The sequence below is a fragment of the Paenibacillus sp. FSL R5-0908 genome (assembly GCF_038006245.1).
Taxonomy (GTDB): domain Bacteria; phylum Bacillota; class Bacilli; order Paenibacillales; family Paenibacillaceae; genus Paenibacillus_AQ; species Paenibacillus_AQ odorifer.
The window spans coordinates 1,362,237-1,374,511 of sequence record NZ_JBBOUV010000001.1 but is presented as its reverse complement, the minus strand read 5'-3'; the positions used below and the strand labels follow the sequence as shown (position 1 = coordinate 1,374,511).

At 44.8% G+C, this 12,275-nt stretch carries 12 protein-coding genes; all 12 read right to left on the bottom strand.

Annotated features, from left to right (window positions below; translation table 11 throughout):
* Positions 1–7: 7 nt before the first annotated feature.
* Entirely contained in the window at positions 8–346 is a 339-nt protein-coding gene (locus tag MKZ09_RS06125; protein WP_076100048.1) for a hypothetical protein, read from the bottom strand.
* 184 nt (positions 347–530) lie between these two features.
* Positions 531–2,759, bottom strand: a complete 2,229-nt coding sequence (locus tag MKZ09_RS06120) for a Tex family protein (protein WP_076207744.1) — start codon at positions 2,757–2,759, stop codon at positions 531–533.
* 173 nt (positions 2,760–2,932) lie between these two features.
* Positions 2,933–4,132, bottom strand: coding sequence for an MFS transporter (locus MKZ09_RS06115; protein ID WP_076137661.1), 1,200 nt, complete (start codon positions 4,130–4,132; stop codon positions 2,933–2,935).
* A 172-nt stretch (positions 4,133–4,304) separates the two neighbouring features.
* Positions 4,305–4,913, bottom strand: a complete 609-nt coding sequence (locus MKZ09_RS06110; RefSeq protein WP_081383506.1) for a TetR/AcrR family transcriptional regulator — start codon at positions 4,911–4,913, stop codon at positions 4,305–4,307.
* A gap of 156 nt (positions 4,914–5,069) precedes the next feature.
* A complete protein-coding gene (locus tag MKZ09_RS06105; protein ID WP_036686777.1) occupies positions 5,070–5,420 on the bottom strand; it encodes a type II toxin-antitoxin system PemK/MazF family toxin in 351 nt (116 codons plus the stop codon).
* A 3-nt stretch (positions 5,421–5,423) separates the two neighbouring features.
* The gene (locus tag MKZ09_RS06100; protein WP_025698676.1) at positions 5,424–5,705 is read right to left on the bottom strand and encodes a CopG family ribbon-helix-helix protein; all 282 of its coding nucleotides are present in this window, start codon (positions 5,703–5,705) and stop codon (positions 5,424–5,426) included.
* Positions 5,706–5,920: 215 nt separating this feature from the next.
* Positions 5,921–7,102, bottom strand: a complete 1,182-nt coding sequence (alr, locus tag MKZ09_RS06095; protein WP_076137663.1) for an alanine racemase — start codon at positions 7,100–7,102, stop codon at positions 5,921–5,923.
* Positions 7,103–7,290: 188 nt separating this feature from the next.
* Positions 7,291–8,376 carry a LolA family protein gene (locus MKZ09_RS06090; protein ID WP_076137665.1) on the bottom strand — a complete coding sequence of 362 codons (1,086 nt, stop codon included), beginning with the start codon at positions 8,374–8,376 and terminating at the stop codon, positions 7,291–7,293.
* Between the two features lie 206 nt (positions 8,377–8,582).
* Entirely contained in the window at positions 8,583–8,756 is a 174-nt protein-coding gene (locus MKZ09_RS06085; RefSeq protein WP_111502786.1) for an aspartyl-phosphate phosphatase Spo0E family protein, read from the bottom strand.
* A 148-nt stretch (positions 8,757–8,904) separates the two neighbouring features.
* Positions 8,905–10,290, bottom strand: coding sequence for a helix-turn-helix domain-containing protein (locus MKZ09_RS06080; RefSeq protein WP_076207741.1), 1,386 nt, complete (start codon positions 10,288–10,290; stop codon positions 8,905–8,907).
* Positions 10,291–10,545: 255 nt separating this feature from the next.
* The gene (locus MKZ09_RS06075; RefSeq protein WP_076137670.1) at positions 10,546–11,304 is read right to left on the bottom strand and encodes a DUF3600 domain-containing protein; all 759 of its coding nucleotides are present in this window, start codon (positions 11,302–11,304) and stop codon (positions 10,546–10,548) included.
* Entirely contained in the window at positions 11,291–11,878 is a 588-nt protein-coding gene (locus MKZ09_RS06070; RefSeq protein ID WP_036686766.1) for a sigma-70 family RNA polymerase sigma factor, read from the bottom strand. The genes MKZ09_RS06075 and MKZ09_RS06070 overlap by 14 nt, the downstream gene beginning before the upstream one ends.
* Between the last annotated feature and the right edge of the window lie 397 nt (positions 11,879–12,275).

The window sequence follows — 12,275 nt, the reverse complement described above, 5'->3', positions numbered from 1 at the left end:
CCGACGATTATAGTAAACGGCGGCCTGCCTTTGCAGGCTGCATTTTTCGGTTTCGCTTCAACAATTTTTTATAGCGTTTCTGAGTGTATAACACCTCGCCCGCCTCCATTACCGTTTCCTTTGCCTCATTAACAACCAGCTTAGTTTCCTCCACACTTTCCTTCATACGATTGATCCCCGATTTGAATCCCTCAGATCTGTCCTTCGCCTGCTCCAACGTGATCTGAATGTTTCCCTTCATCTCATCTATAGGTTTTTTCAATCCCTCTACTGATTGCTTAACTCCGTCAAGGGATTGCTTCAGGCCATTCATACTATTTTTTAATTCTTTCAATGGATTTCCCATGTCTGTCTCCTCCTAGAAATAAGCCATTAGTTCAACTGTTACTCTAAACTTACCCAAAGAGTGCACATCCTTCACTCCTTTAATGACAAAAAGGGTTCCAGCTGAAAATAATCAACAAGAAGCCAGTCCCCAATAATAGAGACTGGCTTCTTGTTGTCATTCTTAGAGGATCACAGCGATCTGTCTACTTTACACTTCCCGCCTCAACACGCGGCGGACGCATCGTCAAGCTGACCCGGCCCTTCTTCAGGTCAACACCCATCACCCAGACGGTGACATTGTCTCCTACGGAGACGACGTCCATCGGGTGCTTCACAAAGCTGCCGCTGAGCTGGGAAATATGCACCAGCCCATCGTTTTTGATGCCGATATCGACAAACGCGCCGAAATCGATAACGTTGCGGACCGTTCCCTGCATTTCCATGCCAGGAACCAGGTCCTCGATCTTCAGCACATCGGTACGGAAGATCGGCAACGGCAGCTCCTCGCGCGGATCGCGGCCCGGACGCTGCAAGCTCTCCAGGATGTCACGCAGCGTAGGTACGCCGACATCCAGCTTCACAGCCAGCTCCTCGGCATTTTGCACCTCAAGCTGTGAGGCTACTTCTTTGCTGCCAAGCTTATTCACATCGAGGCTTAGCTCACGGAACAAACGATCCACCACCGGATAGGACTCGGGGTGAATAGGCGTGCGGTCCAAGGTGTTGTCTCCACCCGGAATCCGCAGGAAGCCGATACATTGCTCATAGGACTTGGCACCTAGACGAGGTACCTTTTGCAGCTGCTTCCGAGTCGTGAACTTGCCGTTCTCTTCCCGGAATTTAACGATATTCTTAGCAATTGTTCCATTAACCCCTGCTACATAAGAAAGCAAGGCAGGAGATGCTGTATTCACATCAACACCAACATGGTTTACCGCCGATTCCACGACAGCTTTCAGACTCTCCTCCAGATGCTTTTGAGAGACGTCATGCTGATACTGTCCCACACCAATAGCTTTCGGATCGATTTTCACCAGCTCCGCCAGCGGGTCTTGCACACGGCGGGCAATTGAAGCCGCGCTGCGCTCCGCTACATCCAGATCCGGGAATTCCTCCTGCGCCAGCTTGGAAGCCGAATAGACACTCGCTCCCGCTTCATTAACGATCAGGTACGCCAGCTCTGGATTGCCAATCTCGGCAATCACTTCTGCAGTAAACTGCTCCGTTTCACGCGAGCCTGTACCATTGCCGATTACGATGAGCTGAATGCCGTACTTAGCAATCAACTCTTTGAACTTAGTAGCAGCTTCGAGCTTTTTGTTGTTCGGCGGCGTCGGATAGGTCACGGCTACTTCTAGCAGCTTACCAGTATCGTCTACAACAGCCAGCTTACAGCCAGTGCGGTATGCAGGGTCAACACCCAGTACACAACGCCCCTTGACTGGCGGTTGCAGCAGCAGGCTACGTAGATTGCCAGAGAAGATCGAAATCGCTTGGTTCTCCCCTCGTTCGGTCATCTCTCCCCGAACTTCGCGTTCTACAGAAGGAGCAATCAAACGTTTGTAGGCATCCTCAGTCACTGCTTCCAGCAGTTCCTTCGCCGGGGATGGCCCTTTAATGATTTTCCGTGCAATATAGGCATGAATTTTATCAGTGACGACCTCAATGCCTACCTTCAATATATTTTCACGCTCACCACGGTTAATTGCTAGGATGCGGTGAGGTGGCATTTTGTGTACAGGTTCACGGTAACTATAATAATTTTCGTATACGGATTCTTGTTCTGCATCCTTTGCTTCAGACACAAGAATACCTTGACTTGCTGTATACTGGCGAACCCAAGAGCGGATCGCAGGATCATCTGCTATGTTCTCGGCAATGATGTCCAGTGCGCCTTGCAGTGCTTGGTCTGCGCTCTCTACTCCCTTTTCCACATCAATATATTTCGATGCTTCAGTCTGCGGGTCCCCTTGTCTTTGCTGCTCCAAGATCCAGTTAGCAAGCGGCTCTAGTCCTTTTTCCTTCGCAACACTAGCCCGTGTCTTACGCTTTTGCTTGAAGGGACGATACAAGTCCTCTACTTCCTGAAGCTTGACCGCATTGATAATTTGCTCATGAAGCTCCTTGGTCAGCTTGCCCTGCTCTTCAATATTGCGTATAACATCTTTTTTACGTTCCCCTAGATTGCGAAGATAACCAAGCCGTTCTTCAATATCACGAAGCGCATTCTCGTCCAGCTCACCCGTCATTTCCTTCCGATATCTGGCGATGAACGGAATAGTATTTCCCTCATCCAGCAGTCCTACCGTAGTGCGTACCTGTTTCAGACTAATGTTCAATTCCTTGGCAATCGCTACGGTTATCAATTCCTGCTCCCGCTGTGCGTTTGCCTCATCCGTAATGACTTCCGTATTGCTGTTATCTACCGCCATTAGTATCCCTCTTCCCGTACACAATCTGCTTATACATATCTTGATCTCATAATTAAAATAGTATCACAGATTCGGCTCTGCACCAAAGACCAGCCCGAATAGCGCGCGTTGTACTGAACCGCTGTGCCCATATATCGAGGCATGGTAGACGGGTCAGAGCCCGGATTTAGCGATTACGCCCGCTGTCCCATTCCGCGTTTGCCGGAACTCAGTGACAATACAAAACACAAAGCCAGAACGAGCGCGGCTGCCCCATATGGGAAGTTAATACTAAGATCAAACAAATACCCTGCGACGATAGGCCCAGCAATATTTCCGAGACTTGTATAAGCTGAGTTCATTCCCGCTACGAAACCTTGCTGCGATTCTCCGGCCATTTTGGAAAGCTGTGTACCTACTGCTGGACGCAGAATATCCATTGCAAAGAACACAATAAAGGTAACCGTAATAATGGCCCAAAAGCCGCTTACAAACAAGGTCAGAAGAATAAACAATGATGAGACTATAAGACAAGTGGAGATCACCTTGTTCTCCCCGAATTTATTCAAGATCCAGCCAAACGCGGACACCTGCACCACCGCACCTGCAATAGAACCAAAGGTAATTACAAAAGCGATATCCTTAGGCGTAAAGCCAAATTTATGATCCACGAACAATCCGAACACCGTTTCATAATTAGCCAGCCCAAAAGCCATGACAAATACAATAATTAAGCCGAAAAAGTACGGCTCGCGATAAGAACGCATTAGCTGCGTCAAGAAGCTTTCCTGATTGTTTTTTGATAACTTCGCTTCCTTACGTTTCTCTTCAGACAGAGACTCAGGCAAGATTAAAACTGTAATTAGAGCTGCAACTCCAGCTGCACCAGCCGCGCAGAAAAAAGGTACCCTCATTCCAAGCTCAGCCAGATAACCGCCAATCCCAGGACCAATAATAAAGCCGGTGGTAATGGCTGCATTAATTAGCCCCATTCCTTTAGCTCTCTCTTCAAAAGAAGTCGTGTCCGCTACATAAGCCATAACTGCCGGCATAATTAGAGCAGCTCCTGCACCACCAAGCAATCTCGAAACGAACAAGAGCCAGGGTACATTGGCCAGACCAAAAATCAGCTCCGATATCGCAAACACGATCAAACCTGCGACAATCACCTTTTTTCTACCGATTCTGTCGGATAATCTGCCGGCAAATGGCGATATTAATAGTTGGGCAAGCGAGAAGGAGGCGACCAAGAGCCCGACAGTACTTCCGCTGATCCCAAGCTCATTCATGTAGGTTGGCATTATTGGGACTACTAGCCCAATTCCAGTGAAAGCCAGAAAAATATTAAGCATAACAAGCAGCATAGCGCCTCTGTTTCTAAGTAACAATGACATTGTATTAACCCTCCGTGTGTTTAAAGCCAAAACTTCGAATATTATGCATGTTAAGACCGACCATCCGGTCTAAATAATAGTAAAAAAATAACCCTTCCTATCCCGGTGCCTTTGAGAAGCTTCAGCCTTCATGATCCTGAATGTAAAGCTTCTTTTCATGCCCCTCGTTATCTTACCCCGTACGGATCCCTTGTAATAATAAATTTACTGCTTCCCGGTAATATTTTTTTATATCCTCCTGGGTCTTCTCATGAATCGAGAATTCAGAAACTCTTCCAATCCCTTCAAGCATGCCACTCACGATGATTACATAGTTCTCTAAGTCGCCCTTTACCAAATATCCCGTTTCAATACCTTCCTTCAAAAGATCACGACAAGCATGTGAGGCTGCTTCATAAAGAAGTGAAAGCCGCTTGCTAATCTCTTCCGGGTGGCATCTGCTTCTGGAGAATTCCTCGAGCGCATGAATCAATGGATTCTGAAAATCATTTGCGTAGTGTTCGGCTAACGCATAAAATCGTTCTTCGATCCCTACAATTTCCTGTTTCTTATCATCCCACGCTTGCAGCCATTCTAACGTATCCACTTCCACTACAAATAGAAAAAGCTCATCCTTGCTCGGAAAATGGTGATACAGACTGCCTTTACTGACATTCGAGGCTACACAAACTTCATTCATAGTTACGGCAGCATAACCCTTCTGTACAAACAGCTGCGTGGCCTTGCGCACAATTCTTTTTTTAGTTTCTTCTCCGTCTGAGCGTCCTTTGATTCTAAGCACCTCCTAAACCGACCGTACGGTCTAATAATATCAGATCATTTTCAAAAAGTGAAGACCTAACGATTCTTTATTTACTATACGCAAAAACGCACATTAAAAGACGCCCGGATTCGTACCCGAGCGCCAATCTCATGAGTTATCTATAACCTAGGGTGATTAAAAATCAATCAGACCAAGGCTGATTTGCAGCGATTCATCCACCTTTTTCATCGTTTCATCATCAAGGTGGGTGATCTTGTCAGTTAAGCGTTGTTTGTCAATCGTCCTAACCTGTTCCAGCAAAATAACAGAATCTCTGTCAAAGCCATGAGCAGCTGCGTCAATTTCCACATGTGTAGGTAACTTAGCCTTCTGGATTTGGGCTGTGATTGCAGCCACAATTACCGTCGGGCTAAAGCGATTGCCAATATCGTTCTGGATGACCAGAACTGGCCTTACTCCGCCTTGTTCAGAACCTACAACCGGCGAAAGATCAGCAAAAAAAACATCGCCACGTTTAACGATCAATGTCTACACCCCGCTTACTAAGCGGCCAAGAGTGCTGTCTGCATCTTCCTCCGCGAGGAAAGCCTCGCATGCCATGGTCAAGTTGATCTTAGCCATTTCCATGTAGCCGCGCTGCATGGACTCCCGGATGGAACGTTTCCTCCGTTCGCTCAAGTACAGCTTCATGGCCTGCCTAATCAATTCACTCCGGTTGGAATTCTCCAATTGAACAATTCCGTCCACTTCCTGCAAGAGATGATCGGGCAAGCTGATCATGATTCTTTTGGTGTTCTGCAAATTAGCCACCTTCTCTTCCACCCCCACAAACCTTCTGCCCTTGTGTTCCAGTGTTACAATATACAAGGAATTTTATACAAGGAATATATGCCGCCAGTATATCAAGTATGCTGCATCCCATTATAAACTAGAAATGGTGGTTCGTATAGGCTTTTAGTCACATCTCCTAATACGATACAATTCCTTCTATTTTCTCCCTTGTATAACATCACTGTCAAGAACTTTCAGTTTGTGAGCAGAGCATTTACTAATTTAGGAAGTGTGCCTTCACTTATATAAACGCGGGGCACCCGATGAGCCAACATGCAGATAACCTCGTAGTGAATTGTTCCAAGCTGGAGAGCCAACTCGTCTGCCGTGATCATCACGTCAGCTTGACGGCCGATGAGAACAACTTCTTCGCCTGCTTTAATTTGTTCCGCTTCTACAGCGAAAGATTTGAGTGATACCATACACTGATCCATGCAGATTGTTCCGACGACAGGAACGCGGCGTCCACGTATTAGCACCTCCGCTTTGCCAGTTAGCATGCGGGAATATCCATCTGCGTACCCCACAGGTAGCGTTGCAATAATCTCCTCGCTCTCTGTGATGTACCTAGTGCCGTAACTGACGCCCCAATCGGCAGGCAGGCTTTTGACATATACAACCTGCGTCTTCAGCGTCAATACCGGACGTAGTTCTACCAGTTGACGGTTCACCTCTGTGGAGGGATAAAATCCGTACAAGCTGATGCCTACACGCACCATGTTGCTGGATAAATAAGGTGAATCAATGGCCGTAGCGCTATTGCCCGTATGTATGATCGGGATCTGAATGTTCTGCTCCCGCAGCGTTTCCGCCACGCTCATGAACCGTCGATGCTGTTCCAGTGTATAGCTTTTGTCTTGTTCGTCTGCCTTGGCAAAATGGGTAAACATACCCTCCAGCTCCGCCTGCGCAACAGACTGCACTTCAGAGATAAATGCAGGTGCGTCAGCTGGTAAAAGACCCAGTCGTCCCATCCCGCTATCAATCTTGATATGCACCTTCAGCCGATGTTCCGGATCTATAGGAAGCTGTCTTATAGCCTCCAGTACCTCCGGTGTGAACAGTGTTACAGTTACATGGTTCTCCCAGGCAACGGCTATTCCTTCTGGGGAAGTGTAGCCAAGCACCAGTATAGGAATCAGTATTCCCGCCTGACGCAGCTCCAATGCTTCATCCAAAAAAGCCACACTAACATAATCTGCTCCGAGTCTTTCCAGCTCCCGTGTCACTTCCACTGCTCCATGGCCGTACGCATTTCCTTTGACGCATCCCATAAACTTTGTCTCTGCCGGCAAGTAGCGGCGAAAGGCTTCGTAATTGGCACGCAAATCATCCAGATTAATTTCGGCTACTGTCGGTCGATAGCTTGCTTGCACTTCAAGTCACCTTCTTACGTTGTAGTAAAACGTCATTGCTGCATTGCATTAATCATTGTCTTAGTACCAATGGTAATGCTACAGAAGGTGGCTGTCAATGTGTGCTGGAGCCCCGGCAAATAAAGAAAAGCGGATACTACGTTGTAGAGGAAAGAATCCCACAAAACGCAGTATCCGCCTACTTTTTATTATTTACCCGATTGTGCCTCCATAGAAGCGGCAATTTGCATCATTTCATTAGCAGGAAGATTGGCACTTGTAATTCGGTACTCTACTCCCTCAGACATCCAGGTCAATGTCTGCTGCTCATCCCCACTCAGAACTCCCCATGTAAAACCAAGGTCTTTCAGGGTTCCAGGCGCCAGTGCTACCGCACGGTCCAGTGGACGGGATTCCATAATAGTGTACTGATAAATCCCATCATATCGGATGAGAACAGCATGGTCTTTGTTCCCCTCCAATTTATGCGAGTCCTTAAACTCGACACCAGCTGGAATATAATCAGGTTCAATGATCCCAAAGTCTCCAAGCTCTGCAGCCACTGGTTGCTCAGCCGGTTCTTGGCCTTCAGGAGCTGTAACCGGATTACCATTCTCGTCAACCTCAGCTACTGTGCTCTCTGCGGACTTACCTGAGGCCATGTTCTTTTCCATATCAAAAGAATCCTTGGTGAAATCCGTATCGAATTTGAAGGTGTCAAACTTCACGTTTACAACTACCTTCGCTTCAGAATCCGAGACTTGAACCTGTTTAGGTTCATAAGTCTTTTTATCAAGCCAAATCTTTTGCCGTACAAGGGCATTGCTTTGATAATTCGCAGCTACCTCGAACACATAGTTATCCCCATCTTCCACAAATTGGCGATTATTATCCGAAACTATGCCACGAACCAACGTCTGATACAGATAGACCTGACCTTGATCATCCGGCCAATCGCTTTGGAAACGGAAGCTCTTATTCATACTTGGTGTGAGTACGAACACTCCCTCATCATTACGAAGTACGATCTGCGTAATATCCTTCTGAACATTTGCCAAGCTGATCCGGTAGTAGGAAGGATTCTTGTACCATACCTCTACCTTATACTCCTGCGGCTGTTCCCCGGTATACAGGGTCATTGTGCCAGAACCTTGGTACGTTCCCTGCTTACTTTCCAACTTGTCAGCCACATTGTTCAAATCCTTGACTACGGAAGCGGCATCCTTCTTCCCGCACCCCGTCATCACCAGGGCCACGCTCATAATGATCGCGAGTACCCATGTTATCCGGCGCATGACATCATCCCCTTAACCTGTTTTGAATGCATTGATTAGTACATGTCTATGAGGGACTTGGCCGCAATATGCAGACGGGCATGACAAGCGTGTTGCATTGATTTATTTTATAAGCTCCAACAAGCCAAAAAGCCCGCGCACAGCGCTGGCTCTATACTTCATCAGAAGTTGTAATATCATTATGTAGAGTGTTTTAACCATTCTCTTCAATTCTCGTTATCACTATGTACTGCTTTATTGTACTGATTAATTAATTCATCTAATCTCATGGACTGTCTGATCACATTTGGATGCAAAAGCCCTCCATGTTGCCTCTCCATCAAATAAAGTTTGTTTCTAGCACCCTCTATTCTCTTTTGGATAATTTCCTGATCATTCATTAACACTACCTCCCTAATGAAATATTCTAGAGGTATATGTCAAATTCTTAATTTTACATTGAAGTGCATTACTAGAATTCAAAAAAAAGCGATTCCAGATTTAATCTGAGAACTCTCTTGACTGATATTTTCTATGAAACTATCACTACTAAGCACTGTCAATAACAAAGCAATTTTTCTTTTCATTGATTCTAAGCAGATTCTGGTACTCCTTCTGCGTTTCTAAAGATGCAATATGCCGAAGCTGCTCAAACATTCCGACACACTTAATTATACATGATTCGTTATTAATCCTTACAGAATTCTCTAAACTATCCATTATATATTTTATACTAAGCTCATATTTTCCTCTTCTTATATAATACAATGCTATTTCAGCCATAAAAAAAGTGTGTCTATCTTCGATAATTTGTCGATTATAACATTTAAGATTTCTCTGCTGATCTCTAAAATCTGATATTTCTGGCTCAAACCGCTGAAGAATATCGTCCACATTAAAATCATAGTGATTGGCTGCCTGAAGGATTTTGAACAGTCCTGGAAGAAACTCTTCTTTTCTATCTTCAATATAGGTCACATATTCCGGAAGCATTGCTGCATCACCTTTTAAAATTTTCAGCAAAAAAATATTAGCCTGCGCCCAACCCATACATTGATCCATAAGTTGCAAAGCTTCCTCCGTATCCTCACGAATCCAGCTCATATCCATGTAAAGATTGATATAATGCAATGCTCTATCATAATCTCCAAGCTCTCTGTAAACTACTGAACGTAACACATAAGAATATAAAATATATGAAAATAAGGGCATTGCAGGTTCCTTCTGTACCCCGTTTTTTCTGGCTCGCTCATTATTATAATTATATTGAATGGATGCTTTTTTACCCAATTCCTTAGTCATTACCATTACCTTATCCCAATGCCTCAAAGCGCTATATGTATTCGCCAGAACCTTCAGTGCGTCAAGCTGATCAACTTCATCAAGCCGATTTACAAAGCCCTCAAACTGCACCGCTGCTCGCAAATTCACATCCTGATCGCCCCCTAGAGCAATCGTAAATAATCTGTATTGGCAAAAAGCCAGCCGCTCTGAATGCTGATACTTCTCACTCTCCGCCACACTCCGGTATAACAACGCTGCAGCTTCATATTTCCCTTGTGCAAAGAAATCTTCTGCTGTATCAAACAACGGGTGTGTATAAGATAGGCTGTCCATCATGATTCCAATCACCCGACTTATACATTCCAGCTTATCTAGTTCAGCACAGCGATATAGAAAAGGTCGAAGACGTCTCCAATTGGGATTGGAATGTATAAAACACTCCTCCACATACATATCGTAAAAGCAGCCTTCCTCTAATCCCATACCTTTTGTAATCCGATCTAATTGCTGCATGGCTATAGGACGATTCCCATTCATAATGTTGCTAATCGTGCCTGAATTTACTTTAGATACCTCTGCGAATTGATTAATCGTTATTCCATTCTTCTTGAGGTAGACCGCCAGTTCTGCACGAATGGTCATCTGCTTCATGATCAAAGCCACCTTTCGCCATCATGATTCATATATAGATCAATAGTATTTAAATAATAATATGTCTAATTATTCCAGTGGTCAAATACTTTTTTTGACTCAATTGATTATAAATTTATTCAATTAGTGATGTATAAAATACAAATTAGCCGAATGTAAAAAACCACCAGAACACAAGGTGTATTAGACCTTTTCTGGTGGCTTTTCTAATGCTACTTCTATCCATTGTTATTCAATACATGCATTTAAATTCAACTAAGAACTAGGTTTAATCATCATGTCCAGCTTATTTATATAAGGGCCGAGCGCTTCAATTAACTTCTCTTGGTTTTGTATCTCCTCTTTCGAAAGCCGATCCATATGAACACTTCCATCTGCATCAAATACCTTGGCATCATAGCTTTGCAACTCATTTATTAAATGTTCGATCTCCGCAAACTCTTCTTTAGTAAGCCTCTGTTCAGCTTTTTCCAGCAAGCCATTCCAGAAAGTATCACGATCAACGACAGCCGCCTTTGCCTGAGGGATTTCATTTTCATTCATTTTCTCGAAATAAGGTTTAAGCTCAACCTGTAAATCGTTATATGCCTTTTGATCCTTCGCACTTAACTGTTCCAGGTGAAAGACTCCGTCCGCATCGGCCATTTGCAGATTGTAAGCTCCCAATTCCTCTAATAAAGACATCAATCTTGTAAATTCCTCTTCGTTAAAGCTTTGCTTCGCGCTCTGCAGCTTGGCTTCAAGCCTGTCATATTGTTGCTGGGTTACTCCAATCGTAGCAGCAGTTGCTTGTGAGCCATACAGGGTATCCGCCAAATAATTATATCCGGCATATGCTCCAGTAGGAATTAATAATGCAGCCGCCAAAAGGCTTGCTACAAGCCATTTTTTCATTCGTCTTCCCCCTAACCTAGTCTCGGTCTGATTTAGTATTTGCTCCTTCAGTTCCGGTGGGGCACTTAGATTTCTCGCCTCTTCCTGCAGAACTGTCCGTAACTCTTCATTGAAATTCATGCAGGTCCTCCACCTTTCCCTTAAAAAGAGTATGATTTTCTGGCTTCTGACGAAGCTTATGCAGTGCAGCATGAATACGGGATTTCACCGTCCCCAGAGGGATACCCAGTATCGCGGCACTTTCTTCCTGTGAATATTCATTTAAATAGTGCAGAATAATCACCTGCTTCAGCTTAAATGGAAGACGGTCTACACTTGCTAGTAGACGGCGGTTAGCTAACCTGTCCACAACATCACTAGTGAAATCAGGTTCCATCCTTAGATCAGTCTGCTCTACTTTTTTGACCATTCGGAGATGCGTCCATCTCTTTCTTCGATAGGCATGAATTTGCCGCATAACCAGCCCCATAAGCCAAGGCCTAAAAGGACGATTGACATCAAATTGCTCAAGCGACCGGTGCACCTGAATATAAATCTCCTGAACAACATCATCCACATCGGAGGTTTCGCGAACGAGAAAATGAACGGTCTGATACACATCCCGAATCGTTGCTTCATATAGTTCACTGTACGCTTCACGGCTGCCGGCTAGCGTAAGCGCAATGAGCTGAGAATATTCATTTGGATGTTTCATACCTCTCAATCCCTCCTTCGGTCTTACACTATGTATTGGTAAAATAGAGAATAAATCGTTCGATTTATTTTTAAAAACAACCAGTCAGCGATTTCCGGTTATTGGAGAATCGCTGACTGGTGTTTACTCTGCAGCGGCTTATTGGAATAGATGAAGTCGGCGGAGGCTGACCACGGCTTTGCTTGAGCAGATTACGCGTAGGTGGAAGCTAGTCTTCAGCTTTGCTTGAGCAAGTTATGGGCGGTGGAAGCTGGTCTTCAGTTTTGGCCGGACCCTGCCGAAATCTATGAGATAACTGCATTCTGTACACTTATTCCGTATACAAAAGGGGTTACTCTGATTTTAAGTGTATTCTATACAACTAAAAAGCAGAAAAACTTCCTACAATGGTGTAAAT